The 26,839-nt window shown below is 64.8% G+C and carries 23 protein-coding genes, 1 pseudogene and 1 riboswitch; of the genes and pseudogenes, 13 read left to right on the forward strand and 11 right to left on the reverse strand.

Going from position 1 to position 26,839, the window contains the following annotated elements; all coding sequences use genetic code 11:
- Nucleotides 1–3: 3 nt before the first annotated feature.
- A complete protein-coding gene (locus B0G69_RS03300; RefSeq protein WP_121319064.1) occupies nucleotides 4–234 on the forward strand; it encodes a YodC family protein in 231 nt (76 codons plus the stop codon).
- Between the two features lie 347 nt (nucleotides 235–581).
- On the opposite strand, the gene B0G69_RS03305 is transcribed toward B0G69_RS03300, so the two are convergent.
- Nucleotides 582–1,511, reverse strand: coding sequence for a CopD family protein (locus tag B0G69_RS03305; protein ID WP_121315640.1), 930 nt, complete (start codon nucleotides 1,509–1,511; stop codon nucleotides 582–584).
- The gene (gene copC, locus B0G69_RS03310) at nucleotides 1,508–1,885 is read right to left on the reverse strand and encodes a copper homeostasis periplasmic binding protein CopC (protein ID WP_121315641.1); all 378 of its coding nucleotides are present in this window, start codon (nucleotides 1,883–1,885) and stop codon (nucleotides 1,508–1,510) included. The genes B0G69_RS03305 and copC overlap by 4 nt, the downstream gene beginning before the upstream one ends.
- A 403-nt stretch (nucleotides 1,886–2,288) precedes the next feature.
- Between copC and B0G69_RS03315 the strand changes: the two genes are divergently transcribed.
- The 4 genes from B0G69_RS03315 to B0G69_RS03330 all read left to right on the forward strand — a co-directional run bounded on the left by B0G69_RS03315 (nucleotide 2,289) and on the right by B0G69_RS03330 (nucleotide 6,839).
- Nucleotides 2,289–3,020, forward strand: coding sequence for a c-type cytochrome (locus B0G69_RS03315; protein ID WP_121315642.1), 732 nt, complete (start codon nucleotides 2,289–2,291; stop codon nucleotides 3,018–3,020).
- Nucleotides 3,021–3,041: 21 nt separating this feature from the next.
- Nucleotides 3,042–4,340 (forward strand): cytochrome c, encoded by a 1,299-nt coding sequence (locus tag B0G69_RS03320; protein WP_121315643.1) that lies wholly within the window; start codon nucleotides 3,042–3,044, stop codon nucleotides 4,338–4,340.
- Nucleotides 4,341–4,458: 118 nt separating this feature from the next.
- Nucleotides 4,459–5,079 (forward strand): hemolysin III family protein, encoded by a 621-nt coding sequence (locus tag B0G69_RS03325; RefSeq protein WP_121315644.1) that lies wholly within the window; start codon nucleotides 4,459–4,461, stop codon nucleotides 5,077–5,079.
- A gap of 212 nt (nucleotides 5,080–5,291) precedes the next feature.
- Nucleotides 5,292–6,839, forward strand: a complete 1,548-nt coding sequence (locus B0G69_RS03330) for a DEAD/DEAH box helicase (RefSeq protein ID WP_121315645.1) — start codon at nucleotides 5,292–5,294, stop codon at nucleotides 6,837–6,839.
- Nucleotides 6,840–6,884: 45 nt separating this feature from the next.
- Here B0G69_RS03330 and B0G69_RS03335 read toward each other — a convergent pair whose 3' ends face one another.
- The 4 genes from B0G69_RS03335 to B0G69_RS03350 all read right to left on the reverse strand — a co-directional run bounded on the left by B0G69_RS03335 (nucleotide 6,885) and on the right by B0G69_RS03350 (nucleotide 12,040).
- Nucleotides 6,885–7,409, reverse strand: coding sequence for a hypothetical protein (locus tag B0G69_RS03335; protein WP_121315646.1), 525 nt, complete (start codon nucleotides 7,407–7,409; stop codon nucleotides 6,885–6,887).
- 137 nt (nucleotides 7,410–7,546) lie between these two features.
- Nucleotides 7,547–8,374: a ferritin-like domain-containing protein gene (locus tag B0G69_RS03340; RefSeq protein ID WP_121315647.1), complete on the reverse strand. Its 828-nt coding sequence runs from the start codon at nucleotides 8,372–8,374 to the stop codon at nucleotides 7,547–7,549.
- A 368-nt stretch (nucleotides 8,375–8,742) separates the two neighbouring features.
- Nucleotides 8,743–10,107: an MFS transporter gene (locus B0G69_RS03345; protein WP_121315648.1), complete on the reverse strand. Its 1,365-nt coding sequence runs from the start codon at nucleotides 10,105–10,107 to the stop codon at nucleotides 8,743–8,745.
- 295 nt (nucleotides 10,108–10,402) lie between these two features.
- A complete protein-coding gene (locus B0G69_RS03350; protein WP_121319066.1) occupies nucleotides 10,403–12,040 on the reverse strand; it encodes a gamma-glutamyltransferase family protein in 1,638 nt (545 codons plus the stop codon).
- A gap of 329 nt (nucleotides 12,041–12,369) precedes the next feature.
- Here B0G69_RS03350 and B0G69_RS03355 point away from each other — a divergent pair, with 329 nt between their 5' ends.
- Nucleotides 12,370–13,149, forward strand: coding sequence for a DeoR/GlpR family DNA-binding transcription regulator (locus B0G69_RS03355; protein WP_121315649.1), 780 nt, complete (start codon nucleotides 12,370–12,372; stop codon nucleotides 13,147–13,149).
- A 302-nt stretch (nucleotides 13,150–13,451) separates the two neighbouring features.
- Entirely contained in the window at nucleotides 13,452–13,649 is a 198-nt protein-coding gene (locus B0G69_RS03360; RefSeq protein ID WP_175158158.1) for a hypothetical protein, read from the forward strand.
- A 436-nt stretch (nucleotides 13,650–14,085) separates the two neighbouring features.
- Here B0G69_RS03360 and B0G69_RS03365 read toward each other — a convergent pair whose 3' ends face one another.
- Nucleotides 14,086–14,460: a hypothetical protein gene (locus B0G69_RS03365; protein ID WP_199731136.1), complete on the reverse strand. Its 375-nt coding sequence runs from the start codon at nucleotides 14,458–14,460 to the stop codon at nucleotides 14,086–14,088.
- A 201-nt stretch (nucleotides 14,461–14,661) separates the two neighbouring features.
- Here B0G69_RS03365 and glpD point away from each other — a divergent pair, with 201 nt between their 5' ends.
- From glpD to B0G69_RS03380, 3 genes are all read left to right on the forward strand, one after another.
- Nucleotides 14,662–16,191 carry a glycerol-3-phosphate dehydrogenase gene (gene glpD, locus B0G69_RS03370; RefSeq protein WP_121315652.1) on the forward strand — a complete coding sequence of 510 codons (1,530 nt, stop codon included), beginning with the start codon at nucleotides 14,662–14,664 and terminating at the stop codon, nucleotides 16,189–16,191.
- A 171-nt stretch (nucleotides 16,192–16,362) separates the two neighbouring features.
- Nucleotides 16,363–17,862 (forward strand): glycerol kinase GlpK, encoded by a 1,500-nt coding sequence (glpK, locus tag B0G69_RS03375; RefSeq protein ID WP_121315653.1) that lies wholly within the window; start codon nucleotides 16,363–16,365, stop codon nucleotides 17,860–17,862.
- Nucleotides 17,863–18,123: 261 nt separating this feature from the next.
- The gene (locus tag B0G69_RS03380; protein ID WP_121315654.1) at nucleotides 18,124–18,810 is read left to right on the forward strand and encodes an HAD family hydrolase; all 687 of its coding nucleotides are present in this window, start codon (nucleotides 18,124–18,126) and stop codon (nucleotides 18,808–18,810) included.
- Nucleotides 18,811–18,970: 160 nt separating this feature from the next.
- On the opposite strand, the gene ribB is transcribed toward B0G69_RS03380, so the two are convergent.
- The 4 genes and pseudogenes from ribB to B0G69_RS03400 form a co-directional block, all read right to left on the reverse strand.
- Nucleotides 18,971–19,687: a 3,4-dihydroxy-2-butanone-4-phosphate synthase gene (gene ribB / locus B0G69_RS03385; RefSeq protein WP_121315655.1), complete on the reverse strand. Its 717-nt coding sequence runs from the start codon at nucleotides 19,685–19,687 to the stop codon at nucleotides 18,971–18,973.
- A 145-nt stretch (nucleotides 19,688–19,832) separates the two neighbouring features.
- A riboswitch (FMN riboswitch) is annotated at nucleotides 19,833–20,015 on the reverse strand.
- 220 nt (nucleotides 20,016–20,235) lie between these two features.
- Nucleotides 20,236–20,889, reverse strand: a pseudogene (locus B0G69_RS03390) (XRE family transcriptional regulator); the annotation flags it as partial.
- 499 nt (nucleotides 20,890–21,388) lie between these two features.
- Nucleotides 21,389–22,570 carry an MFS transporter gene (locus tag B0G69_RS03395; protein WP_121315656.1) on the reverse strand — a complete coding sequence of 394 codons (1,182 nt, stop codon included), beginning with the start codon at nucleotides 22,568–22,570 and terminating at the stop codon, nucleotides 21,389–21,391.
- 16 nt (nucleotides 22,571–22,586) lie between these two features.
- The gene (locus B0G69_RS03400) at nucleotides 22,587–23,003 is read right to left on the reverse strand and encodes a VOC family protein (protein ID WP_121315657.1); all 417 of its coding nucleotides are present in this window, start codon (nucleotides 23,001–23,003) and stop codon (nucleotides 22,587–22,589) included.
- A gap of 132 nt (nucleotides 23,004–23,135) precedes the next feature.
- Here B0G69_RS03400 and B0G69_RS03405 point away from each other — a divergent pair, with 132 nt between their 5' ends.
- From B0G69_RS03405 to B0G69_RS03415, 3 genes are all read left to right on the forward strand, one after another.
- Complete coding sequence (locus tag B0G69_RS03405) at nucleotides 23,136–24,110, forward strand: LysR family transcriptional regulator (RefSeq protein ID WP_121315658.1); 975 nt, start codon at nucleotides 23,136–23,138, stop codon at nucleotides 24,108–24,110.
- Between the two features lie 237 nt (nucleotides 24,111–24,347).
- On the forward strand, nucleotides 24,348–25,718 hold the full coding sequence (gene miaB, locus B0G69_RS03410; RefSeq protein ID WP_121315659.1) for a tRNA (N6-isopentenyl adenosine(37)-C2)-methylthiotransferase MiaB: 1,371 nt from the start codon (nucleotides 24,348–24,350) through the stop codon (nucleotides 25,716–25,718).
- Nucleotides 25,719–25,752: 34 nt separating this feature from the next.
- Entirely contained in the window at nucleotides 25,753–26,820 is a 1,068-nt protein-coding gene (locus tag B0G69_RS03415; protein WP_121315660.1) for a PhoH family protein, read from the forward strand.
- Nucleotides 26,821–26,839: the final 19 nt, after the last annotated feature.

Consider the following 26,839-nt stretch of genomic DNA (forward strand, 5'->3'; position numbering starts at 1 on the left):
ACCATGCGACTGCGACTGGCGAAGAGACGCGCGAAACCTGCGTATCACGCGAGCGAAGTGCTGAAGCTCGGATCTGGCGGACACCCGATGACCGCCACCGGGAGCGGTCCGGTGCTGTTCGCACCGGGCAACTGGTTGATCTGCCAATGGATCAGCGACGCCGGGGAGTTGCAGCAGGAGATGTTTCAGGAGGAGACGCTGGAACGGGCGAGCCAGGACGCGCTCGCCGCCTGAAGAGCAGTAGCGGATTGCCGGCCACCGCCAGGCGACCGTGTGTATTGCGCCGCACGCTCCTGCAGTGCGGCGCTTTTTTGTGGTGTTCCGTTGCAGGAATGAAGCAAGGTGGACGAGCGGGCGGCGGGCGCCCGGACGCGTACCGCAAGAGTCTTGAGACGCCGCCCCGTTTGCGAGTCTGGGGCGCACACGCTTATTGCCGCAAAACCCCTTGCGCGGCGTGGCCGTCCCGCACCGGACGTTGGCGATTTCATGCGCGCGTCGCACAGATTGGCGCAACACCCCACATCACGCCCTTCGCCCGCCCCGCTCAATTCAACTCAATCCTGCTCAACCGCCCGACGGCCTCACCCCAATGCCTCAAACGCCGGCACGCTATGCGACAGCACCGCCGCCGCGACGAATACCCCGATCATCACCAGCGCTTCGAGGTACAGCACGTTGACGAAGGTATGCGCATCCATCGTCGACGCCGTGCGGCGCAGGCGCGGCAGCGCGAGGAAACGGTTGAGTCCGCCGAGCACGAGCGCCATCGCGACGAGCACGAGTTTCAGCGTCAGCACGTGACCCCATGTGCTGGACTGAATCGCCTGGAGCGAGCCGCCGGAGCCGCGCACGGCATTGAAGATGCCCGACAGCAGCACGAACCCTACCGCCACCACCGACACATTCGACACCTGCGTCGCGGTGCGGATCAGCATCCCGCGCGCGGTCGAGGTGCCGAGCGCCGGCAGAATCGCCAGCCCCGCCGCCATCGCCAGCCCGCCCCACACGCTCGTGACGAGCACGTGCAGCGTTTGCATGCCGATCGCCGCCGACGCCACGCCGGCATCGGCCGCATGCCCGAGCGACGCCTTGCCCGCCGCGACCGCGACCACCGCGAGCCACAGCAGCGCATTGCGCAGCATGCCCGTGTGACTGGTCATCGCCGTGCCGAGCAACACCAGCGCGCCGGCAAATGCGACGCTCCAGCCGTAGCCGACATGCGTTTGCGTCAGCACGGTCGGCACGACGCCGAACGCGGCCGGCAACGCGACCCCGCCCATCGACGCCGCCTGATACAGCAACCAGCCGAGGTCCGCGAGCACCAGTACGACCGTCGCGATCAGCAGCGATCGTTGCGCGCGCATCCAAGCCGGGCGCGCAGGGGAGATTTTCTGCTGGGCGTCGTTCGCGAGCCACGCGCCGAGCAAGGCCGAACCGACGGCAAACGCAAACGCGACGTTCATGAGCGCGGCCATGGCAACCTGCCCGATCCACAATCCGTCGACGGTCATTTGACGTTGAACGCGAAGTCGCCTTGGGTACGGTGGCCATCGGTGGCGACCGCGATCCAGTGCACCGCATAGCGGCCCGCCCTCAATGGCGGCAGCGGCAGGCGCATCACCCTGGCGTCCTGCTTGTCGACTTCCGAGGCGGCCTGCGTGGCCGCCTTGCCGCTCGCATCGGCCAGCGTGATCCTGCTGAACGCCGGCTCGAGCGGCTCGGTGAAATGGATCGTCACCGCGGTGGGCGCGACGGCGTCGGTGTTCGCCGCCGGCTCACTCGACGCCAGATGCGCATGCGCGGATGCGGCAGACGTCACAACCAGCGCCGCGGCGCCGACCATCAACGCACGCAGCGTCGGACGGGAAAAATGGAATAGCTTCATGTAAGGCCGATAGCTGATGAACAGGAAAACGGTCAGTGTCGAGCCGGGCGCATCTGGCTCGGACAGCGGCCGGCGAGCCCGGAAGTGTACGCTTCGATGGATCACTCGGGCATCGGTTCAACCTGGTTTGTCGAATGGCATGGCGCGCGCCCCGCGTCAACGGGGCGGAACGGGGCGGAACGGGGTGGAACGGGGTGGAACGGAACAGCTAAATTGAGATAACGAAAAACGCCACAGGAAGCAGTATTGCGCGTCAAAGTGTCGCATTGCTGTTACACCCAGGAACCTTCTCTAATGTGGCAAATAGTCACCATCACCCTTCAATGCTAGAATGCTGCGTCGCCGCAGCGCCGGCTGCCCTTCACACCGAGCCGCTCGAAGTTCGGTCAGGTCCCCGATTTTGATGGAGTTACGCGTGTCTTCTAGACGCCTTTTCCGCCCGTTGCTCGCCCTTCTCCTGATCGGCTCCGCGGGTGTCTATAGCGCTGCGAAAGCGCAGACTCAACCGAAGGCCCCCGACACAATGGAAGCGCGCGTGCAGGGTTGCACGGCGTGCCATGGCTCGCACGGGCAAGGTACCGACAACGACTACTTCCCACGCCTCGCGGGCAAGCCGGCAGACTATCTGTTCAACCAGTTGCAGAACTTCCGCGAAGGGCGTCGCAAGTACCCGCCCATGAATTACCTCGTCACGTATCTTTCGGACGACTACCTTCATAAGATCGCGACGTTCTTTTCGCAGCAGCGCCCGCCGTATCCGCCGCCGGCCAAGCCGACTGTGTCGTCGGCCACGCTCGCGCGCGGCCAGCAGATCGTGCTGAACGGCGACGCGGGCAAGCAGATCCCGGCTTGCGCGGCCTGCCACGGCAAGGCCTTGACGGGCATGGAGCCGGCTATCCCCGGCCTAGTCGGCCTGCACGCCGACTACATCAGCGCGCAACTTGGCGCATGGCGCTCGGGTACGCGTCATGCCATCGCACCTGATTGCATGCACACCATCGCCACGCGCCTGAGCGACGAAGACGTGAACGCCGTTGCGGCATGGCTTTCCACGCAGCAGGCTCCACAAAACCCCGTGCCGGCTCCGGCCCGCTCGTTGAAGACTCCGCTTGCCTGCGGCAGCGAACCGCAATAAGGCACCGGGAGAGACACTCAAATGAAACGCAAGTCCTTGTTCGCCCTCTCGGCAGTCGTCGTGGTTGCGGCTGCCGCACTCGTTCCCGTCCTGTGGTCGGGCGGCGACAACCTGCATAACGGCTCGGCGATGGCGGCCACGCCCGCCGATCAGGCCGAATTGATCAAGAAGGGCGAGTACCTCGCCCGCGCCGGCGACTGTATCGCCTGCCACACGGTGCGCGGCGGCAAGCAGTTCGCCGGCGGCCTGCCGATGGCCACGCCGTTCGGCACGATGTTCACGCCGAACATCACGCCGGACGACCAGTACGGCATCGGCAAGTGGACCCAGGACGACTTCTATCGCGCGATGCACACCGGCCGCTCGAAGGACGGCAGCCTGCTGTATCCGGGCTTCCCGTTCACGAGCTACACGAAGGTCACGCGCGCCGACTCGGACGCGATCTACGCGTTCCTGCGCTCGGTCCCGCCGGTCAACGTGCCGAGCCGTCCGCACGAACTGAAATTCCCGTTCAACCAGCGCAACATGCTGATCGGCTGGCGCACGCTGTTCTTCCGTGAAGGCGAGTTCAAGCCGGATCCGACCAAGTCGGTCGAATGGAACCGCGGCGCGTACCTGATCGAAGGCCTCGGCCATTGCGGCATGTGCCACACCTCGATCAACGCGATGGGCGCCCCGGTCAATTCGGCGGCCTTCGCGGGCGGCCTGATCCCGCTGCAGAACTGGTACGCGCCGTCGCTCACGTCGAACCGTGAAGCCGGCCTCGGCGACTGGGACCTGAAGGACATCGCCGATCTGCTGAAGACCGGCGTGTCGAATCGCGGCGCGGTGTTCGGTCCGATGGCTGAAGTGGTTCACAACAGCCTGCAGTACATGTCGGACGAAGACATCAACGCGATGGCCACGTACCTGAAGACGATTCCGCAAAAGAGCGAGGCGCCTGAACCGCTGCAGCTCGAAACGTCGGAAAAGTTCGGCGGCGAACTGTTGAAGCAAGGCGCGAAGATCTACGCTGACAACTGCGCGAAGTGCCACGCGGAAAACGGCCTCGGCATGCCGCCGTCGTTCCCGCCGCTCGCGAACAATCAGTCGATCCAGATGCCGTCGGCGGTCAACCCGATCCGCATGGTGCTCAACGGTGGTTATCCGCCGAGCACGGAAGCCAACCCGCATCCGTATGGCATGCCGCCGTTCGCACAGTCGCTGTCGAACACGGAAGTCGCCGCGGTGGTGACGTACATCCGTATGTCGTGGGGCAACCACGGCACGCCGGTGTCGCCGCAGCAAGTGTCCGATCTGCGTTCGGCGCCGCTCGACTAAGCAGCCTTCGTTGCACCCCGGGCGCGGCCTGCGAAATTCGCGGCCGCGCCCTTCGTTTTTGCAGGACCGGTATCATGTCGGTATTTACCCTGATGAAACCGCGCAGGAGGAAAGAGCCGTGCATGTCGGTGAGCGTTTGAACAGCATGACCCATCTTGTCGGCGCCGTGCTGTCGGTGGTGGGGCTGGTGACGCTCGTCACGATGGGCGCGCTCGACGGCGACGCGTACAAGGTGGTCAGCTTCGCGGTATACGGTGCGATGCTGTTCGTGCTGTATGCTATCTCGACGCTTTACCACAGCGCGCGTAACCCGCGCGTCAAAGCGGTCCTGCAAAAATGCGACCATTCGGCGATCTACCTGCTGATCGCCGGCAGCTACACTCCGTTCACGCTTGTCACCTTGCGCGGGCCGTGGGGCTGGTCGTTATTCGGCGTGAGTTGGGGGCTTGCCGCCCTCGGCATCGTGCAGGAACTGACGCTCGGGCGACGCACCCGCAGCGTGTCGATGGTGCTGTATGTTTTGATGGGATGGCTCGCGCTCGTTGCCGTCCACCCGCTGCTGCAAGCCTTACCTGCAGCGGGTACCGCCTGGCTCGTGGCCGGCGGGGTCATCTACAGCGCCGGCATCTACTTCTTCATCAACGACGAGCGCATCCGGCATGGACATGGTATCTGGCACCTGTTCGTACTGGCGGGCAGTCTGTGTCAATTCGTCAGTGTTGCGCGCTATGTCGCGTGACACCCCACGGCGACGAAATGCAACTTAAGGCCAGTCAACGTGTCTGCATAGCGCGTTGAAGCATTCGGCACGTGTTTGAGCGTGCCGCCGATTTCTCTGCGACCGGAACTGGGCTTGGGCATCGAACGCGCCATGCTGGCGCGTTCATGCTGCATTCATGCCTGCTTGAGCCCATTTGTGCCGTTCGCGAAACTGCATTGCAAAGAGTATTTATGTCTTTTGATTCCCTCGGCTTGTCCGAACCGTTGGTCCGCGCTGTACACGAACTCGGCTATACCACGCCGACTCCCATCCAGACGCAAGCGATCCCCGCCGTGCTCAACGGCGGCGACCTGCTGGCCGGCGCGCAGACCGGCACCGGCAAGACCGCCGGTTTCACGCTACCCATCCTGCAGCGTCTGAATTCGATGCCGGCCGTCGCCACCGCCTCGGGCAAGCGCGCGGTGCGCGCCCTGATCCTCACGCCGACGCGTGAGCTGGCCGCGCAGGTCGAAGAAAGCGTGCGTGCTTACGGCAAGTATCTGAAGCTGAAGTCGACCGTGATGTTCGGCGGCGTCGGCATCAATCCGCAGATCGGCGCGTTGCGTAGCGGCGTGGACATCGTCGTCGCGACGCCGGGCCGTCTGCTCGATCACATGCAGCAGAAGACCATCGATCTGTCGCATCTCGAGATTCTCGTGCTCGACGAAGCCGACCGCATGCTCGACATGGGCTTCATCCATGACATCAAGCGCGTGCTCGCCAAGTTGCCGCCAAAGCGTCAGAACCTGCTGTTCTCGGCCACGTTCTCCGACGAGATCAAGACCCTCGCCGACAACCTGCTCGACTCGCCGGCGCTGATCGAAGTGGCTCGCCGCAATACGACGGCGGAAACGGTCGCACAAAAGATTCACCCGGTGGACCGCGACAAGAAGCGCGAGTTGCTCACGCATCTGATCAAGCAGCACAACTGGTTTCAGGTGCTGGTGTTCACGCGCACGAAGCACGGCGCGAACCGCCTCGCCGAACAACTGACCAAGGACGGCATCAGCGCGCTCGCGATTCACGGCAACAAGAGCCAGTCGGCCCGTACGCGCGCGCTCGCCGAGTTCAAGGACGGCACGCTGCAGGTGCTGGTCGCGACCGACATCGCCGCGCGCGGCATCGATATCGACCAGTTGCCCCACGTGGTCAACTTCGATCTCCCGAACGTGCCGGAAGATTACGTGCACCGTATCGGCCGCACGGGTCGCGCGGGCGCGACGGGCGAAGCGGTGTCGCTGGTGTGCGTCGATGAATTGCAACTGCTGAAGGACATCGAGAAGCTGATCAAGCGTCCGGTGCCGCAGGAAGTGATCGCCGGTTTCGAACCGGACCCGACCGCGAAGCCGGAACCGATCCTGCGCCGCGGCCAGGGTGGCGGCGGCGGCGGTGGTCGTTCGCCGCGTCAAGGTCAAGGCGCGCCGAAGCGTGATGGCGCCGCTGCGGCGAAGCCTGCTCAGCGTTCGGGCCAGCGTCCGGCGAACGGTCAGCAACAGCCGAAGCCGCAGGGCGCGAAGCCGGCGGGCAACGGCGGCCAGCCGCGTCGCGACGGTCAGCGTCATGACGACCGTCCGCGCGCGGTCGCGCATGAAGGCAGCGCTGCGCAACATGCGCCGCGCAAGCCGCACGCCAACAAGCCGCAAGGCAGCAATCCGGGTGCGTTGCTGGGCGGCGCGAAGCCGCGCAACGACGCACCGCGTGGCGGCCAGCCGTCACGCAGCGGCCAGCGCGGCCGTTAAGCTGCAAGACTCCCGTCTTGCCGCTTGGTCCTCGCTAGTCGAGGACTAACGGCCGGCCGCGGCGGCCGCCTGCTTCAGGTGCTCGACCTGCCGTTCCCAACGGTCGAGCACCGCACCTCCCTGCCCTTGCAGTTCGAACGTGATGCCGCTCGTCAGGCGCGCATAACGCACGCTCTGCGCCTCGGCCGTATCGATCGAACCGATCAGATAGACCAACCCGCTGTCGTCTCCAGCGACACCCGCCAGCGGCGTGAAAAGCAACTGCACCTGATAGAAAGCTGCGTCGCAGACGAAGCTCAGCGCAGCGCGTCCGCTTTGCGCGATCGCGCGCGCCGCCCTCGCTTGCGGCCACAACGCGACGCACAGCGTGCGCGAATCGGGCGCGTACAACTCGCCGACACCGAGCAACGACGTGCGCACGTGGCCGTTCGTATCGACACTTAGCAGCGACGCGGTGAATCCTGTCTTGCTCGCCAGCGACGAACCGTCGAACAACGCGCGCACGGCATCGGGCCATTCGTCGAACACGTTCTGTTCGAGAGGACGAGCAGGTGCGGAGGAATCGCTCATGCTGTCGATCCGGTTGAAAGTGGGGAAGGCTCAATCATGCCTCGAAAAAGCAATGGCCCGCGTTAGCGGGCCATTTTTCTGCATGTCGTTGCGTAATTGCGTTTCAGTACGCCAAAGACACGCGGCTCGCCAGCGACTCAGCGGAAGAACACATGCTGCGTGATCTTCGCGAGCGGATAGTGCACGCCCGGCTGAATCTTCGCCGGCAGATTGAGCGGCTTGAGCAGCATCTTCACGCACATGTCGGCGGACAGGTTGCGCCGCACCAGCGCATTGATACGCGCCGCCCGCTCGCGGTTATACGCCGAATCATGCACGCGCTCCGGATAGCGAATCGCGAACACATGACGCAGCGCGATCTCCGAGTCTTCGTTCTTGATCTCCATCACGCGCCGCATCAACGCGCCGAGTACCGCGAGCCGTCCGTTGCCTTCGATCCGGTTGTACTTCTTGAAGAACTTGAAAAAGTGCTTGTAGTGACGGACTTCGTCGGTGCGGATGTTGTCGGTGATCTGCTTGAGCACTGGTTCATCCGAACATTCGCCGATCGCGCGGTACAGCGTCGCCGTGCCGGTCTCCACCACGCAGCGCGCGACCATTTCGAGCGCGCGGGTCTTCTCGAAATCTTCGACCGAACAGGTCAGCGAATACTCGTCCATGAAATTGCGGAAGGCGGTGTCCCAGTCGAATTCGGGCCACACATAGGCGACATACGTTTTGAGCGCGCGGCCATGCTGCATCTCTTCCGGCTCCCACTCGTTGTTGAGCCAGGCCGAGACCTCGGGATCGCCGTTGAAAAAGGTACTCAGATTGCTCGTGTAAAGATCGGTGCCGCTTTCAATGAACGAAGCCGCGCACAGGAGCAGCAGCAGGTCTTCGTTAGCGACGGCCTTCTGCCGATCAATGCGGGTGAGGTCGATGTCCTCGATCCGCCAGGGCATGACATGGTTCGGCTCGGTATGCATGGTGTCTTGCTCCGAATGCTGTCCCGACTCGTGCTGCCTGCGCGAAACCGCCCAGCATTCGCCGTGACGGTTCGCTATGTCGGACACAGCGCTTGAATTAGAGTTAACCCCTTGTGTCTGCATCTTAGCCGGTGTTAACCAACTCTGCAGACAACCCAGCACAGACCATGCCGGACGGGCTCAGTTCCAATTCGGAGATAGTCGAAACGCTCGGTCGAGAAAACATCGGGCGTCAGACGAAAAAAGCCAGCTCGAAAGAGCTGGCTTTGAGGCAGGGCATGAAGCCTGTGAGCCCCGTGAGTCACCGCAGAGACGCCGGAGCCAGCGAGCGACCGCGCCCCCGCCCGCCCCGCCGCGGTGCGCGATGCTCAGGCAGGCTGCACGCTTTGGAGCGGACGCACGCGGCGCATGCGTTGCGCCACGATGATCAACGACACGCCCGACAGCACCGCCGCAAGCAGCACGTAATAACTTGGCGCGAGCTTGTCGCCGGTCAAATGAATGAAGGTCTCGACGATCGTCGGCGCAAAGCCGCCGAAGATCGTCACGCCGATGCTATAGCCGATCGAGAGACCGGTCGAGCGCACGTGCGTCGGGAAGATCTCGGACATCAGCGCGGGCATCGGTCCGGAGTAAGCGGCCTTGAAGATGCCCGCGATGGCTTGCAGCGCCATCAGCCAGCCGATCGTCGGATGAGACTGCAGCCACGCGAACATCGGGTAGATCATCACGCCCATCAGGATCGACGTAGTCAGCATGATGCGAATCCGGCCGATGCGGTCGGACAATGCGCCCATCACCGGCGAGAAGATGAACTGCAGTCCGCCGTTGAGCACCACCACACCGAACGACGCGGCCGCCGACATGTGCAACTGCTTGACCGCGTACATCGGCATGTAGAGTTGCAGCACGTAAACGCCAACCGTCGACTGCGCCACGATGCCGACCGCGAGCACCAGGTTGACCCACTGGTTGGCGAACGATACGCCCTTCGCTTCGCTCGCGTCTTTACGCTCGCCGGCCGCTTCACGTGCCTTGCGCAACGCGAGAAACTCCGGCGTTTCGTCGAGATGCGAACGGATGTAGAAGCCGACAGGCCCGACCAGCAAACCGAACACGAACGGCAGGCGCCAGCCCCAGCTACTGAGATGCTCGGGCGACATCCATGCGGTCAGCAGCGAGCCGAAGGTGGCGGCGGTGATCGCCGCGAGGCCCTGGCTCGCGAACTGCCAACTCGCGTAATAACCTCGGCGCGACGCACTGTGCTCGACCATGAAGGCCGTCGCGCTGCCGAACTCGCCGCCTACCGCGAAGCCTTGCACGAGCCGCGCGAGCAGGATCAGCAACGGCGCCGCGATGCCGATCGACGCATACGGCGGCATCACGGCCATCGTGAAGGTGCCGACCATCATCAATGCGATGGCGAGCGTGAGCGCCGCCTTGCGACCCTTGCGGTCGCCGTAGATGCCCAGCACGACCGCGCCCAGCGGACGCATCAGGAACGAGATGCCGAACGTGGCGATGGCGAGCAGCGTCGAGAGCCACTCGTCCTGCATCGGGAAAAACTGTTTGGCAATGATGGTCGCGAAATAGCCGTAGACCAGAAAGTCGAACCATTCGAGCGCATTGCCGACCGATGACGAAAACACGATCCGCCGCACCATCGCTTTGGAGAGCGGTGCGGACGACGCGTGAGGGGAAGCTGTCGTGGATGGCGACGCGTGGGTGTGCATGATGTCTCCTGCCTTGTTCAATGCCTGCTTTGACGCCGTATGCCTGGCGTGCGGGGTGTATCTGAAACGTGACTGATGGGCGTGACGCGCGAGGCGCGCCGATGTCGCTCGATGACGGCGCTCCCGCGTAGCAGCGCGGCGGGTGGCTCGCATGCCGACCACCGCGAATGCGATGGGAGCCATTCGGCGATATGCAATATGCCCCGCCCGCGGCCTCGCCAAGTTCAGCGAGGCGCCGCCGGGGCACTCCCAGAAGCAGCCTCCCCGGCTGCGCCGCCCATCACGCGTGAATGGATCAGAACCCGGCGGCCAACCCGTCGCGGCGGCTGTCGCTTGCCGCCACGTAGCCGCGCTCCGGATCGTTGCGGTCGAGCTTCCAGATGTACTGGCCCGAACCGAAGTCCATGTACGGATCGTCGACCGACTTGATCGTGTGGCCCAGCTTCTGCAACGCCTCGGCGGTCTTCGGATCGAGCGTGGATTCGATGTCGATCGTGAAGTCGCGGTTGACCTTCCAGCGCGGCGCGTCGCACGCGGCCTGCGGTTGCTGACCGTAATCGAGCATGCGCACGATGGATTGCAGATGGCCTTGCGGCTGCATGTCGCCGCCCATCACGCCGAAGCTCATCACCGCTTCCTGCTGGCCGTTCACCTGCCGCGTGAGGAACGACGGGATGATCGTGTGGAACGGGCGCTTGCCGCCTTCCACGACGTTCGGCGACTTCGGGTCCATCGAGAAGCCGCAGCCGCGGTTCTGCATCGCGATGCCGCTGTCCGGCACCACGATGCCCGAGCCGAAACCCATGTAGTTCGACTGGATGAAGCTGACCATCATGCCGCGCTCGTCGGCCACCGACATGTAGATCGTGCCGCCCGCCTTCGGCATGCCGAAGTCGAACTGCGTGGCGCGCTTCGGGTCGATCAGCTTCGCGCGCGACTTCAGGTACGCGTCGTCGAGCATCTGTTCGGGCGTGACCTCCATCGAACGCGGATCGGCGACGTACTGGTACACGTCGGCGAACGCGAGCTTCATGGCTTCGATCTGCAGATGCTGCGATTCGACGCCGTCAATCGGCAGCGAGCCCACGTCGAACTGTTCAAGAATGCCCAACGCGATCAGCGCCGCGATGCCCTGGCCGTTCGGCGGAATCTCATGCACGGTGTAGCCGCGATAGTCCTTGCCGATCGGCTCGACCCAGTCCGCGCGGTAGTTGCGCAGGTCGTCGAGCGTGAGCGCCGCGCCGCCTTCGCGCGCGAACGCCGCGATCCGCTCGGCGATCTCGCCTTCGTAGTACGCGCGCGGGCCTAGCTCGGCGAGCTTGCGCAGCGTCTTCGCGTGGCCGGGGAAGCGCACCAGCTCGCTCACTTCAGGCGCGCGGCCGCGCGGCATGAAGGTTTGCGCGAAGCCCGGCAGGTCCTTCAGTTCCGGCACGGCCGCCGCCCACTTGTACGCAACGATGCTCGCCACCGCATGCCCGCGCTCGGCGATTTCGATGGCCGGCTCCATCAGGTCGGCGAACGGCAGCGTGCCGAACTTCTGATGCAGCGCTTCCCAGCCCGCGATCACACCGGGCACCGTCACCGCATCCCAGCCGCGCGTGGGCTGCTTCGCGAGCCCGTTTTCCACGCCGTATTTGCGCTTGAAGTAATCGACGTTCCACGCCGCCGGCGAGACGCCCGACGCGTTCAGGCCATGCAGCTTCTTGCCGTCCCACACCAGAGCGAACGCGTCGCCGCCAAGGCCGCACGACACCGGCTCGACCACCGTGATGGCGGCGGCCGCCGCGATCGCCGCATCGACGGCATTGCCGCCTTTCCACAGCATGCGCAGCCCGGCTTGTGCGGCGAGCGGATGCGAAGTCGAAACGATGTTGCGCGCGAATACGGGCAACCGGGGCGTCGGATAGGGGTTTTGCCAGTTGAAGCCAGTCATGTCGAACACTCTCGAAAGCGCGATCCGGCGCGAGGAAAACCGCCGGGTACGCGGGAAATCATGAAAACAGGGGTAGAACGCGAAACCGTGGATTGCAGCGCGAACCGGCCCAAAAAACAAATTCATTTATCAAATGAATAAATGCACCTGGCGCCTGAATGGATCAGACGATTGCCGTCGCGCAGCTTATGCATGGGGCACGAGTTGGCGGACAAGGGGACTGATGGTCTTACAATACTCATATCCCGTTCACGCGTGACCCGGTTTCCGGCTTGGCACATCGCGCCGGCGGCGGGCAGCGCCCGATAAAATCCCACGACCCGAGACACATGACCCGAGACCCCCGCCTCACTCTCAATGCCCGGCAACAGGAATTGCTGGAGTGGGTGCAACGCGACGGCTTCGTGACCGTGGACGACCTCGCGGCGCACTTCGACGTGACGCCGCAAACGATCCGCCGCGACGTCAACTGGCTTGCCGACATGAACCTGCTGCGCCGCTATCACGGCGGCGCCAGTCTGCCGACCAGTTCCGAGAACGTCTCGTACACCGCACGCCAGCGGATGTTCCATGACGAGAAGAGGCGCATCGCAGCGCTGGTGGCCACTCACATTCCCGATCAGGCGTCACTCTTCATCAACCTCGGCACCACGACCGAGGAAGTCGCTCGCGCACTCAACCGGCATCGCGGGTTGCGGGTGATCACCAACAATCTGAATGTCGCGAGCATGATGAGCGGCTATCCGGATTGCGAGGTGCTGGTGACGGGCGGCATCGTGCGGCCTTGGGACAAGGGCATCGTCGGCGAACTCGCGATCGATTTCATCCGTCAGTTCAAGGTGGATTTCGCGATCATCGGCACGTCGAGTATCGAAACGGACGGCACACTGCGCGATTTCGACACCCGCGAAGTGCGCGTGGCCGAGGCCATCATCCAGCACGCGCGCACCGTATTCCTCGCCGCCGACAGCTCGAAATTCGGCCGCCCGGCGCTGGTCCGCCAAGGCCATCTCGACCAGATCGATGCGCTCTTCACCGATGCCGCGCCCGCCGCCCCGATGCTCGAAGCCCTCACCGCGGCCAACTGTCAGGTGTACGTCGCGGGTTAACCAGCGTTCTGTCATGCTGCAGCGCATACAAAACTTCGAGTGAAATCAAGGATCAGGCCGCTATTCCCAACCGCCGTCGGGCCCCTCAATTGTCAAAGGGAATATTTGCGGGGGCGCATTTGGCGTTTAACGTGCGGTTGACTACACTCCAGTTCCCGCTGTGCGTTCCGCATTCTGCGTAGCGCCGGTTGCGTGATTGTGTTGTGCGAGCCGTACTTCCCGCCTGATCCTCTAGCGGACTTCACTGGCATCTCGCCAGTCGCCGGCAAGGCCGTCCGCGTTTGCTTGACATGGAGAGAACGATGCTGAGTCCGCATGAATTCGCCACGTTGTTGCTCGTGAAGGACGCCCCCAATCAGGTCGACATGGGGCGAGAAGAACTCGACGCGCTGCTGGAACGCCAGCTGGTACAACTCGAACGACTCGCGTCGGGCAACGAACAATGGCGTGTGACGGAAACCGGCGACGAGGCGCTGCGGGCTATCAAGCGTTTTTCCTGATGTCGCGAAAGCTTGTCGCTGTTTTTTGCAGTCGACGCGCGGTCTTGCAATGACGGCAGGGTGCGTCGTACACGGTTCGTACGCCCCCGCTCCCTGTCGATTGCCTCGTTTTTTCTATGCCTCAACGAAGCCGGAGCGGGCAGCCGGTCAAGAGGCCGCTTTGCCGCGTCGTCGTGCCCGACTCGTTGACACAATGAATTGACGCGACGAGCCTTCGGCCCTCGCGCCTGTCAACATCGCTTTGCCCCGAGCGGCATTCGGCAATTCCTCCCAGCGACTCGACTCAACGCTTGGCGGGGAAATGCGCTCGCCACACCCGGCGCGCGAGCCTTGTGACGATGCGCGAACCGCCGCCGCCCCCCTTACCCCACCCGGTTAGAGATAGCGGCCCACGCGGCCCGCCTGCGCGGAAAGGAAAACGCAGCAACGACCCCGCTCAACCACTGCGCAAGGTCGGATCGACCGCCGCGCGCCAGCTCAGCGCCTTGGCCCGTTGGGCGGTGAAAAACTCGACCCACTGATTGCGCGCGTGCGGATCGGCGCTCATGCCTTCGCTCGCATGACGCTGGGCGATGTCGGCCTGGAACGCGCAGAAATCGTCCTTCGACAACGCGCCGCGCCGGTTCGCCACATAGGCGTCGAATAGCGCCGCGTAGACGCCTTGCGCATCCTTGCCGTAGTCGACAGGTTGCGCCGTGCACATCCGCTGCAACGCTTCGAACGACGGCGCACCCATCGTCCCCGTCAGGCTGGGCGAGCTGACGCACCCCGTGAGAAGCGCGGCGGCGCCGATCATCAAAAGTCCACGCATTCATTCACCTCGAAGTGGCTACTGCCGAGAGTATCGTCCGTGGCCGCCCGTTGCGCCACACCCTTGGCCGTTCGGGTAGGGCGCGTTCAGATAAAGCGAACTTTACTTTTTCGAATATGTTCATTAAAGTTCGAAAACGAACACAGCCTGTTCGGCAGGCCTTCCACACGACTTTCAAGCGCAACGCAGGGGACACAGCAGGTGACGCAAGGCTCGAGATACGATTTGCTCGTCGTTGGCGGCGGGATCAACGGCGCAGGCATCGCACGCGATGCGGCCGGTCGCGGCCTGTCGGTGCTGCTCTGCGAACAGGACGATCTGGCCGCGCATACGTCGTCGGCCAGCACCAAGCTGATCCACGGCGGCCTGCGCTACCTCGAATACCGCGAGTTCGGCCTGGTGCGCAAAGCGCTGCAGGAGCGCGAAACACTGCTGCGCGCCGCGCCGCACATCATGTGGCCGCTGCGCTTCGTGATGCCGCACATGCCCGATCTGCGCCCGGCCTGGCTGATCCGCGCGGGCCTGTTTCTGTACGACCATCTCGCCAAACGCGAATTGCTGCCCGGTTCGCGCGGCATCTCGATGCGCAAACATCCGGCCGGCGCGCCGCTGATCGATTCGATCAAACGCGGTTTCGTGTATTCGGACGGCTGGGTCAACGACGCGCGTCTGGTCGTGCTGAACGCACTCGACGCGCAGGAACACGGCGCGACGATTCTGACGCGCACGAAGCTCGTCAGCGCGGTGCGCGCGGGCGGTGAATGGCGCGCGCAACTGCGGCGCGCCGACGGCACCACCCTCGACGTGCGCGCTGCCTCGATCGCGAATGCCGCGGGCCCATGGGTCGGCGAACTGCTGCAGGGCGCGCTCGGCCGCCAGGCATCGCACAGTGTCCGCCTCGTGAAAGGCAGCCATATCGTCACGCGGCGCCTGTTCGAACACGACCACGCGTACATCTTCCAGAACCCCGACAAGCGGATCATCTTCGCGATTCCGTACGAAGGCGATTACACGCTGATCGGCACGACCGACCTCGAATATCGCGGCGACCCGTCGCAAGTGGCGATCGACGCCGGCGAAACGCAGTATCTGTGCGACTCGATCAACCGCTACTTCAAACAGAAGATCTCGCCGGCCGACGTGCGCTGGACCTATTCGGGCGTGCGTCCGTTGCTCGAAGACGAAGGCGCGGACAACCCGTCGGCGGTCACGCGCGATTACTCGCTCGAACTGGACGCGCCCGTGGGCGAAGCGCCGCTTCTGTCGGTGTTCGGCGGCAAGATCACGACCTTTCGCAAACTCGCGGAGCAAGCCGTCGACATGCTCGCGCAGGCGTTGCACAATGGCGCGCCCGCGTGGACCGTCGGTGCGCCGTTGCCGGGCGGCGATATTCCGCGCGCGGACTTCGACCGCTTCCTTGCTGGCTTCAGGCAGCAGCATGCGTGGCTGCCGGCCGAGCTGGCGCACCGGCTCGCGCGCGCCTATGGCACGCGCGCCACACGGGTGATCGGCGAAGCGCGCTCGGTGGCCGATCTCGGCCGGGCGTTCGCGCCGGGTCTCTATGAAGCCGAACTGACGTACCTGCGCGACACCGAATGGGCGCGCAGCGCCCAGGACGTGCTGTGGCGCCGTTCGAAACTCGGGCTGCACGTCGAGCCGGGCACACTCGCGTCGATCACGCACGACATCGACGCCTGGTTCGCCCGCGAACCCGCGCGACAAAGCGCATAGACTGCGCGCATAGTCTGCGAAGACCGGCTCGGCCTCCGGTCAACTCCCCCTTTCGGCTGGACCAGCGCGGGCTGCACAACCTCATCCACGATTGCAGCCCGGCTAAAACAACAGGCGGCTCCCAGCGCCGGTCGACAGGCCGGGGAATCGCCCACGCATGGAGAAGAGACAATGCAGGATCAGTACATCCTCGCGCTTGACCAGGGCACGACCAGCTCGCGTGCAATGCTGTTCGACCGGCTCGGCAATGTCGTGTCGATCGCCCAGAAAGAGTTCCAGCAAATCTATCCGCACCCCGGCTGGGTCGAGCACGACCCGCAGGAAATCTGGTCGACCCAGGCCGGCGTCGCCGCCGAAGCCGTGACGCGCGCCGGCATGAACGGCACCTCGATCGCCGCGATCGGCATCACCAATCAACGCGAAACCACCATCGTGTGGGATCGCGAAACCGGCCACCCGGTCTACAACGCGATCGTCTGGCAGGACCGGCGCACCGCCGATTTCTGCGATCAGCTCAAGGAGCACGGGCTCGCAGACAAGGTCCGCGCGAAAACCGGCCTGCCGATCGACTCGTATTTCTCGGCGACCAAGATCCGCTGGATTCTCGACAACGTCGAAGGCGCGCGCGAAAAAGCGCGGCAAGGGCGCCTCGCGTTCGGCACGGTCGACAGCTGGCTCGTGTGGAACTTCACCAAGGGCAGCCTGCACGTCACCGACGTGACCAACGCGTCGCGCACGATGCTGTTCAACATCCACACGCTGCAATGGGACGACGAACTGCTCGACGCGCTCGACATTCCGCGCAGCATGCTGCCGGAAGTGCGGCCGTCGTCGGAAGTGTATGGGCCGACCAAGACCACCGTGTTCGCGTCGAAGATTCCGCTCGCGGGCATCGCCGGCGATCAGCATGCCGCGCTGTTCGGCCAGATGTGCACGGAGTCGGGCATGGTGAAGAACACCTACGGCACCGGTTGTTTTCTCGTGATGAACACCGGCGACAAGCCGATCGAATCGAAGAACAATCTCGTGACCACGATCGCGTGGCAGATCGGCGACAAGATCAACTACGCGCTCGAAGGCAGCATTTTCATCGGCGGCGCGGTGGTGCAATGGCTGCGCGACGGCCTCGGCATCATCAAGAACGCCGCCGAGATCGAAACGCTCGCGCGCGGCGTGCCGCATTGCGACGGCGTGTATCTGGTGCCCGCCTTCGCCGGCCTTGGCGCGCCGCACTGGAACGCGCATGCGCGCGGCACGCTGTTCGGCGTGACGCGCGGCACAAGCTCCGCGCATATCGCGCGCGCCGCGCTCGACTCGATCGCCTACCAGTCGCTCGACGTGCTGCAGGCGATGGAAGCGGACTCCGGCATTCGCATCGGCGAATTGCGCGTGGACGGCGGCGCCTGCGCGAACAATCTGCTGATGCAATTCCAGGCGGACATTCTCGGCGTCGACGCGGTGCGCCCGAAGGTGGCGGAAACGACCGCCTTGGGCGCGGCGTATCTCGCCGGTCTCGCGGTCGGCTACTGGAAGGACGTCGACGAACTGCAGCAGCAGTGGAAGCTCGAGCGCCGCTTCACACCGGCGTTGCCGCACGCTGAAGTTAAGGCCTGCCTCGGCGGCTGGCAGCGCGCGGTCCGCGCCGCAAAGGCATGGGCGGATATGCACTGAGTGCACTGGCGCGGGCAGCTGAGTGCCCTCGCTCGCCTCAGCACCCGAGCGGTCTGAGCACCTGAGTACGCCAGTGTCCCGCCCGTTGTTTCACCGCCAACCCGCGTTCGCCAGCGCGACGCCGCCCATTCGGCGGCTTCACCGATCACCCGCGGCATCCTGCTGCGCGGAGATTGAAAGCACGTATCATGACGCTTTCACTCTGCGCGCCCGAGCTTGCAACCATCCTGCTCCCGCGTTCCCCGCTTTCCGTTTCCAGGCATGATCGACCACCTCATCTGTGATTGCGACGGCGTGCTCGTCGATAGCGAAGTCATCGCCGACCGCGTGATGTTCGAAACGCTCACCGTGGCCTTTCCCGGCCTCGACTTCGAGCCCGTCGTCAAAACCGCGTTTGGCCAGCAGACGTCACGCTTTCTCGAAGGCATCGAGAAGTCCTTCGACATCACGCTGCCCGCCAATTTTCTCAACACCATCGAACACAACGTCGAGCTGGAACTCGCGGCGTCGCTGAGTCCGATCAACGGCGTGCGCGAGGCTTTGCAACGCGTGACGCTGCCGGCCGCGGTCGTGTCGAACAGCCGCATGACGCGTGTGAGCGCGTCGGTGCGGCGCGCGGGTCTGCAACAGATTTTCGGCGAGCGGATTTTCAGCGCCGAACAGGTGGCGCGGCCGAAGCCCTATCCGGACGTCTATCTGTTCGCCGCGCAAACGCTCGGCGTGGAGCCGTCGCGCTGCGTCGTCGTCGAGGACAGCATCGCCGGTCTGAACGCGGCGCGCTCGGCGGGCATGAAGACGATCGCCTTCGTCGGCGCGAGCCATATCCCCGACGGCTATGCGGACGCGCTGCGCAAGATGGGCATGACGCGCATCATGCGGCACATGGATGAACTGCCCGCGCTGATCGAAGCTGGAGTGCGCGGCGAGTTCGCCGACGTGCAGTCGTAGCGCACTGGCGTGACAGAACGCGTCATGTAGCGTTGTGCAGGCGCCGCCAGCTTCGACTCAAGCGGCGCCGACAAAAAAAGGCCGGTTCGAGACAGAACCGGCCTTTCGTTTTTGCAGCACCCATCACGTCACCCCAACACGACGCGACGCGCGTCGCATCTCACGCTTCGTCGGCGACGCATTCGCGCGCCTGCGCCAGCGCCTCACGAAACTCGACGAGTTCGGCAATCGTCAGCATCGGCAGATTGTGTTGCGCGGCGAAGCGCTCGACGTCCGCGCCGCGCGTCATCGTGCCGTCCGCGTTCATCAGTTCGCACAGCACGCCGGCCGGCTTCAGACCCGCGAGAATCGCGAGGTCCACCGTGCCTTCGGTGTGGCCGCGGCGCGCCAGCACGCCGCCGGGCATCGCCCGCAACGGGAACACGTGGCCCGGACGCACGATGTCGGCGGGCTTCGCGTGATCGGCAATCGCCGCGCGAATCGTCGTCACGCGATCGAGCGCGGACACGCCGGTGGTCACGCCCTCGCGTGCTTCGATCGACACCGTGAACGCGGTGCCGTGACGGCTTTCGTTGTTGACGGCCATCGGCGGCAGTTCGAGCGCGCGGATCTTGTCGTCGGGCAGGCACAGGCAAACGATGCCGCTGCATTCGCGGATCAGCAAGGCCATGGTTTCGACGGAAAGACGCTCGGCCGACACGATCAGATCGGCTTCGTTCTCGCGGTCGTGGTCGTCTTGCAGAACGACGGCGCGGCCATCGCGCATCGCTTGCAATGCGGCGGCGATACGCGGCGGAACTTCGGTGTCGAGCAGCGGGAGATCGGCAGATGCGTCGGGCGCAAATGTCGACGGAGCAGGAAAGGTAGCAAAGGACATAGTTGAAACGCTCATCGCAAAAGTTGGGCGAAAAACGTTTCAGGGCATTGCAAACAGACAACGACGCGCCGTCGGGCGCCGCGCTAAGCGACGCTCACGCCCGCCCCAACCACGGGCGGCGCCACGGACACGCACATGACTATCTGCACATCTTCTTCCATCCGGACTCTGACCGTCGGCTCTGGCTTCTCACCAGATCTGCTGACCCCGCTGGGCGCTCCGATACTCCGAAGACGCACGACGCGGGCGCTCGCGGGCTCACCGGCTCACGCTCTCGCGCTGCCGGCCTACCGCCGGTGGGGAATTTCGCCCCGCCCTGAAGACGCACTGATTGCCGGATCGACCGGCTGGCGAAGCATACAACAGTCGCGCGAGACCTGCAGCGCAACCCTACTGGTCCGATGGAGGCTCGAACGCGAGGCGCCTGCATCGGGGAAATGCAATCAGACCGGCGCGGTCTCGTGCGGCGTGACGTGGCGTGCTTCGTGCCGCGCTTCATGGCGGGCTTCATGGCGCGCTTCATGCCGCCCCTCGCGCGCTTCGTGCTGCGCCGGGACGTCCCAGCGCGGCGGCGTCTCTGCGTTCAGCGTCACGCGAAACGCGCGCGCTTCGGTGTCGCCCGGATTGCGCAGACTATGCGGCTGGTCGGCGTCGAACACGATCGCGTCGCCGGTCGCGAGCAACTGGCGCTGGTCGTGCACGCTGACTTCCAGCGTGCCTTCGCTGACCACCAGGTTGACCGTCGTGCCCGGCGCACGGCGGGTGCCGGCTTCGGTGTGCAACGGTGCGATACGCAACTCGTGGAACTCGGCGGCAGCCGGTTCGGCATCGGGATAAAGCGGCCGGGCCGAATAGCGCCCGTTCGCACTGACGACGCGCGTCGAGCGCTCCGCGGGCAGATGCTCCAAGCCGTTGGTCGCGTGACGCCGCAAGAACGCCGCCACCGACACCTTCAACGCCGCCGCCACCTTGCACAGCACCTTGATGGACGGCACGCTGCGCGCCGATTCGATCTGCGCGAGCATCGCACGCGACACGCCGGACGCGCGGGCCAGCGCATCGAGCGACAGTTGCCGTTCGGCGCGCAAGCGGGCGAGGTTGACGCCGACCAGATGTTCCAGTGCATCGAAGGGTTCGGCGGCACGCGCCAACGCATCGAGGTCGGCCGAGGGGTCGCGAACCAGCGCGAGCGGGGAATGCATGATTGCCTCCAAAGCGCCACCTGACGGCGCGCAAGCGGTTAGTGGAAGCAAGATAGCATCGCGCCCCGCCGCGCCCAACGAAGTTATCTTCACAGTGTTATCAGCATTGCGGAGGACGATTCCCGCAAAGCTTGTGCGCATTTTTCATATGGGCGGCGTTGGCCGCTGGTTCGGGCGGTTGCACGGCGTTGTGCGGACGTGCGGACATTTTGCGGAGCGTTCGCGTGGCGATTCACGCGCATGGCGAACTGTCACGCGGGCGTTCGCGGCTTCTGTTTTGTGCCTTCGTCCGAGCCGCGCATCGGTCCGCTACCGTTCATGCACACGACCACGCTCGACCAGGATCGAGATCGTTGGATTCGTGCGCGCCGCGAACCACGTCAGCAGCCACCGCCACACTTCCTCCTCAGCCCAAGGCATTGCCTTCGCCGTCGAAGACGACGCCGCCCGCCGTCGCGAGCATGCCGCCCGAGCCGCGCTCACCGGCCCGCTTGGCCAATCACACGCGCTCGTGCACGCCTACACGCCGCGCCACGCTCGCGGGCGCTGCATCCATACGCGCCGCGAACCACGTCAGCAGCAACGCCACTACGCTGACTGCCGCCGCAACCCACGGCAGCGTATCGAGCGAATGGCCGTGATCGATCACCAGCCCGCCGAGCCACGCGCCGCCCGCATTGCCGACATTGAACGCGCCGATGTTCAGCGTCGACGCCAGATTCGGCGCCGCCGCTTTCTCGACCACGCGCATCTGCAGCGGCGGCACCGTGGCAAACGCGGCAATGCCCCATACAAAAATCGTCAGCGCTGCGGCTACCTGCGAATGACTGGTGCGCGCGAACAGCGCCATCACCACCGCGAGCGCGGCGAGAATGCCCATCAGCGAAGGCATCAGCGCGCGATCCGCGAGTTTGCCGCCGACCATGTTGCCGATCGTCAGCCCCACGCCGAACAGCACCAGGATCAGCGTCACGCCGCGCGGCGAGAAGCCGCTCACCTGTTCGAGAATCGGCGCGATATAGGTGAACACGACGAACACGCCGCCAAAGCCGAGCACCGTCATCGCGAGCGCGGTCCACACTTGCGGGTCTTTCAGCACGCGCACTTCGTGACCGAGCCCGACCGGGCCCGCATCGTGACGATTCGGCACCAGCGCCGTGACGCCCAGCAGCGACACCACGCCGAACGCGCTGACGATCCAGAACGCCATGCGCCATCCGAACTGCTGCCCGACGAACGTGCCGAACGGCACGCCGAGCACGTTCGCGAGCGTCAAGCCCGTGAACATCAGCGCAATCGCGCTCGCTCGCTTCTCGGCCGGCACGAGGGACGCCGCCACCACCGCGCCGATGCCGAAGAACGAACCGTGCGCGAACGAAGTGACCACGCGCGCGATCATCAGCACCGAATAGCTCGACGCCACCGCGCACAGCGTATTGCCGACGATGAACACACCCATCAGCAATTGCAGCGCGAGCTTGCGCGGCATCTTGCTGGTGACCACCGCGAGCAGCGGCGCGCCGACCGCGACGCCGAGCGCATAGCCGCTCACCAGCAAACCCGCCGACGGAATCGACACCGCCAGATCGTGCGCGACCTCGGGCAGCAGGCCCATGATGACGAACTCGGTCGTGCCGATCGCGAATGCGCTGATCGCCAGCGCCAGTAATGGGATAGGCATTTTTTCTACTCCAGTTTTAACGTTGTGCGTGAAGTTGGCCATGCGGCAAGGCCGTCACGAATTCGATGACGACGCCGGGCACCAGCGCGACGAACAGTTGCTGTTCGGCGGCTTGCGCGCCCATCTGCGGGACTTGCGCGGTGTGGTGGTCGACGCCGGCCGCGTGCAGGCGCGCGAGCAAGGCCTGCCATTCGGCGGCGCTGTCCAGCCGGAAAGCGAGATGGTCGACGCGTGGCGCTGACCGGCCGGCCGCGCGAGGCGCTGTCGCGGTTGCGTCGAGCAGATGCAGCACCGGCCGGCCGTTCGCATACAGCCAGTAGCCCGCCACCGCAAATGGCGGCCGCGCGCCTTCGGTCAGTCCAGCGATCTCGACGAAGAAATGCCGGGCGGTATCGAGATCGGCGGTGACGATCGTTGCGTGATCGAGTTGCATGGACGGGGTGGCGCGGGCTGCTATGCGCGCGGAATTAAGGGTTGTCGAGGGTGCATTGTCACGGGACGACGGCAATTTGATAATTGGCGTAGTATTTGAAGCATTTTCAAATGTTTTTTGAAAGACCCAACGATGGATAACCTCGGTGACATTCGCCTGTTCGTCGAAGCGGCGCAGCAAGGCAGCCTCTCGGCCGCGGGCCGCAAGATGGGGCTCACCCCGGCCGCCGCGAGCGCGCGGCTCGCCAAGCTCGAAACCGGGCTGAAGGCGCGCCTCTTCGAGCGGACCACGCGTCAGTTGCGGCTCACCGACGAAGGCCGCCTCTACCTGAACTGCTGCCGTCAGGCGCTGCAATCGCTCGACGACGCCGAAGCCGCGCTGCAAGCCGGTCAGGGCGTGGTGCGCGGCAAGGTGCGGGTGTCGGCGACTTCGGACTTCGGCCGCAATCTGCTGATGCACTGGCTCGACGAGTTCAACGCGCTCTATCCGGACGTGACGTTCGCGCTGACGCTGTCGGACTCGCTGGCGAATCTGGTGGCGGAGGACATCGACCTGGCGATCCGCTTCGGCGTGCCGCAAGACAGCTCGCTGGTCGCCCGCAAGCTCGCGCCGAACCGGCGCGTGCTGTGCGCGTCGCCGGATTACATCGCGCGCAAGGGCGAGCCGAAAGACCCGCACGACCTCGCCAACTTCGATTGCATCGTGCTGAGCACCGCCTCGGGGCTCGCGAACGAGTGGCGCTTCACGCGCGGCGACGAGGAGCAGAACTACACCGTGCCGTCCGAGTCGGCCCGCGAGACCAACGACGGCGCGGTGGCCCGCGAATGGGCGCTGCGCGGCTACGGCATCGTGATCAAGTCGATGTGGGACGTCGAAGCGGACCTGCGCGCCGACGGCCTGAAAATCCTGCTGCCGCAGTGGCGTTACCCGGATGCCCCGTTGCACGCGCTCTATCACCGCAACCGCTTCATGGCGCCGCGCGTGCGGGTGCTGCTGGATTTTCTGAGCGAGCGCTTCGCGCAGGTGTCGGGCGAACTGGAAAGCCTGCTGGGCTTGCCGCCGGAGCGGTCGGGCAGCGGTGCGGGCAGCGAAACCCGCACGCCGTGAAGGGCTATAATGTTGCGTTACGCCGCAGACGTGCATGCGGATCGCGCAGGCGCAACGCATCGGGCCGCGAGTCGGCCTTGAACAGCAGGCCTCGCGCAGGCTTCAAGCAGGCTTCAAGCAGCCCTAAAGCGCCCTAAGCGCCGCCCGGCGGCCTGTCACACCCGCCGCCCGCACGTTCGGCCCCATCACCTCTTAAACGACGCCCCCAGATCAACCACTGCGACCGGCGAAAATTCGATGACCAAGAAAGTTTATGTAAAGACCTTTGGCTGCCAGATGAACGAGTACGACTCCGACAAGATGGTCGACGTACTCGGCGCGGCTGAAGGGCTCGTCAAGACCGACACGCCGGAAGACGCCGACGTGATCCTGTTCAACACCTGCTCGGTGCGCGAAAAAGCGCAGGAGAAAGTTTTCTCCGACCTCGGCCGCGTGCGCGAGCTGAAGGAAGCAAATCCCAATCTGATCATCGGCGTGGGCGGCTGCGTGGCGAGCCAGGAAGGCGCGTCGATCGTCGCGCGCGCACCGTACGTCGATCTGGTGTTCGGTCCGCAAACGCTGCACCGTCTGCCGCAAATGATCGACAAGCGCCGCGAAAGCGGCCGTGCGCAAGTCGACATCACGTTCCCCGAAATCGAAAAGTTCGATCACCTGCCGCCGGCGCGCGTCGACGGCCCGAGCGCGTTCGTGTCGATCATGGAAGGCTGCAGCAAGTACTGCAGCTATTGCGTCGTGCCGTACACGCGCGGCGAGGAAGTGTCGCGTCCTCTGGACGACGTGCTCACCGAAATCGCCGGTCTCGCCGACCAGGGCGTGCGCGAAGTCACGCTGCTCGGCCAGAACGTCAACGCATATCGTGGCGGCCTGACGCTAGGCTCATCGGAGATCGCCGACTTCGCGACGCTGATCGAATACGTCGCCGACATTCCGGGCATCGAACGGATTCGCTACACCACGTCGCATCCGAAGGAATTCACGCAGCGTCTGATCGACACCTACGCGAAGGTGCCGAAGCTCGTCAGCCACCTGCATCTGCCGGTGCAGCACGGCTCCGACCGCATCCTGATGGCGATGAAGCGCGGCTACACGGTGCTCGAATACAAGTCCGTGATCCGCAAGCTGCGCGCGATCCGCCCGGACCTGTCGCTGTCCACGGACATGATCGTCGGCTTCCCCGGCGAGACCGAAGAAGACTTCGACAAGATGATGGCTTTGGTGCACGAGATGAAGTACGACACCAGCTTCTCGTTCATCTACAGCCCGCGTCCCGGCACGCCGGCCGCGAATCTGCACGACGACACGCCGCGCGAAGTGAAGCTCAAGCGTCTGCAACACCTGCAGGCGACCATCGAAGAGAACGTGCAACGTATCAGCGAGTCGATGGTCGGCAAGATCGAGCGCATTCTGGTTGAGCGCCCTGCGCGCAAGGACCCTAACGAACTCGCGGGACGCACCGAGAACAACCGCGTGGTGAATTTCCCGGCGCCGGTCGCCTCGCACGCGCGGCTGATCGGCCAGATGGTCGACGTGAAAATCGTTCACGCGTACCCACATTCGCTGCGTGGCGAACTCGTGCTGGTCCACGACGACGCCACCACCACTCACTAAGCTGTACTGAAACCGACAGGATCGACCCACCGCCTTGAAGACCGCTCAGCAGCATCTGGAATTCACCGCTCCGCGCGATGACAACGCGCGGCTCGCCAACCTCTGCGGACCGCTCGACGAAAATCTGCGGCAGATCGAGCAGGCGCTCGACGTGACCTTGCAGCGCCGTGGCCACCGCATCACGATCCGCGGGCGCGGCTCGAAACTCGCGCTCACCGCGCTCGAAAATTTCTATAACAACGCGCGCGAGCCGCTGTCGGTCGACGACATCCAGCTTGCGCTCGTCGAAGTGCGTCATCCGGCGCGCCATCGCCCGAACGGCAATGGCGACGCAGCCGGCGATCCGCGTTTCCCCGGCAATCCGGACCATCCGTTCGACGAGCCCGCCGACGCAGCCGACGACGACCTCGAAGAACTCGGCCCGAAGCTATACACGCGGCGGGCGGATCTGCGCGGCCGTACGCCGGCGCAGCGCGAGTATCTGAAGCAGATCATCTCGCACGACGTGACCTTCGGCGTGGGCCCGGCCGGCACCGGCAAGACCTATCTCGCGGTGGCCTGCGCGGTCGATGCGCTCGAGCGCGACCAGGTCAAACGCATCGTGCTGACACGGCCCGCGGTCGAAGCGGGCGAGCGCCTCGGCTTTCTGCCGGGCGATCTGGCGCAGAAGGTCGATCCGTATCTGCGCCCCTTGTACGACGCGCTGTACGACCTGCTCGGCTTCGACAAGACCGCGAAGATGTTCGAGCGGCAGATGATCGAAATCGCGCCGCTCGCGTACATGCGCGGGCGCACGCTGAACCACGCGTTCATCATCCTCGACGAGGCGCAGAACACCACGCCCGAGCAGATGAAGATGTTCCTCACGCGGATCGGCTTCGGCTCGAAGGCGGTCGTCACCGGCGACACGACCCAGGTCGACTTGCCGCGCGGCCACAAGAGCGGGCTGATCGAAGCGCAGCAGGTGCTCGCGGACGTGCGCGGCATCGCGCTCACGCGCTTCACGAGCGCGGACGTGGTGCGGCATCCGCTGGTCGCGCGAATTGTGGAAGCGTACGATGCGCATTCGCAGAAAACCGCCAGTCCGGCGGATTCGCGGTGATTGACGCGAATCCGCGCGC

Origin of the sequence: Paraburkholderia sp. RAU2J, assembly GCF_003634845.1 — a bacterium.
Lineage (GTDB): Bacteria > Pseudomonadota > Gammaproteobacteria > Burkholderiales > Burkholderiaceae > Paraburkholderia > Paraburkholderia fynbosensis.

Bases quoted from the DNA above. Each gene is read 5' to 3' on its own strand.
- B0G69_RS03365 (WP_199731136.1), bottom strand. From the start codon at position 14,460: ATGCGTGGACTTTTGATGATCGGCGCCGCCGCGCTTCTCACGGGGTGC.
- B0G69_RS03340 (WP_121315647.1), bottom strand. From the start codon at position 8,374: ATGCATACCGAGCCGAACCATGTCATGCCCTGGCGGATCGAGGACATC.
- miaB (WP_121315659.1), top strand. From the start codon at position 24,348: ATGACCAAGAAAGTTTATGTAAAGACCTTTGGCTGCCAGATGAACGAG.
- ribB (WP_121315655.1), bottom strand. From the start codon at position 19,687: ATGTCCTTTGCTACCTTTCCTGCTCCGTCGACATTTGCGCCCGACGCA.
- B0G69_RS03330 (WP_121315645.1), top strand. From the start codon at position 5,292: ATGTCTTTTGATTCCCTCGGCTTGTCCGAACCGTTGGTCCGCGCTGTA.
- B0G69_RS03305 (WP_121315640.1), bottom strand. From the start codon at position 1,511: ATGACCGTCGACGGATTGTGGATCGGGCAGGTTGCCATGGCCGCGCTC.
- B0G69_RS03320 (WP_121315643.1), top strand. From the start codon at position 3,042: ATGAAACGCAAGTCCTTGTTCGCCCTCTCGGCAGTCGTCGTGGTTGCG.
- B0G69_RS03395 (WP_121315656.1), bottom strand. From the start codon at position 22,570: ATGCCTATCCCATTACTGGCGCTGGCGATCAGCGCATTCGCGATCGGC.
- B0G69_RS03400 (WP_121315657.1), bottom strand. From the start codon at position 23,003: ATGCAACTCGATCACGCAACGATCGTCACCGCCGATCTCGATACCGCC.
- B0G69_RS03355 (WP_121315649.1), top strand. From the start codon at position 12,370: ATGACCCGAGACCCCCGCCTCACTCTCAATGCCCGGCAACAGGAATTG.
- B0G69_RS03300 (WP_121319064.1), top strand. From the start codon at position 4: ATGCGACTGCGACTGGCGAAGAGACGCGCGAAACCTGCGTATCACGCG.
- copC (WP_121315641.1), bottom strand. From the start codon at position 1,885: ATGAAGCTATTCCATTTTTCCCGTCCGACGCTGCGTGCGTTGATGGTC.
- B0G69_RS03350 (WP_121319066.1), bottom strand. From the start codon at position 12,040: ATGACTGGCTTCAACTGGCAAAACCCCTATCCGACGCCCCGGTTGCCC.
- B0G69_RS03345 (WP_121315648.1), bottom strand. From the start codon at position 10,107: ATGCACACCCACGCGTCGCCATCCACGACAGCTTCCCCTCACGCGTCG.
- glpK (WP_121315653.1), top strand. From the start codon at position 16,363: ATGCAGGATCAGTACATCCTCGCGCTTGACCAGGGCACGACCAGCTCG.
- B0G69_RS03405 (WP_121315658.1), top strand. From the start codon at position 23,136: ATGGATAACCTCGGTGACATTCGCCTGTTCGTCGAAGCGGCGCAGCAA.
- B0G69_RS03380 (WP_121315654.1), top strand. From the start codon at position 18,124: ATGATCGACCACCTCATCTGTGATTGCGACGGCGTGCTCGTCGATAGC.
- B0G69_RS03315 (WP_121315642.1), top strand. From the start codon at position 2,289: ATGGAGTTACGCGTGTCTTCTAGACGCCTTTTCCGCCCGTTGCTCGCC.
- B0G69_RS03335 (WP_121315646.1), bottom strand. From the start codon at position 7,409: ATGAGCGATTCCTCCGCACCTGCTCGTCCTCTCGAACAGAACGTGTTC.
- B0G69_RS03360 (WP_175158158.1), top strand. From the start codon at position 13,452: ATGCTGAGTCCGCATGAATTCGCCACGTTGTTGCTCGTGAAGGACGCC.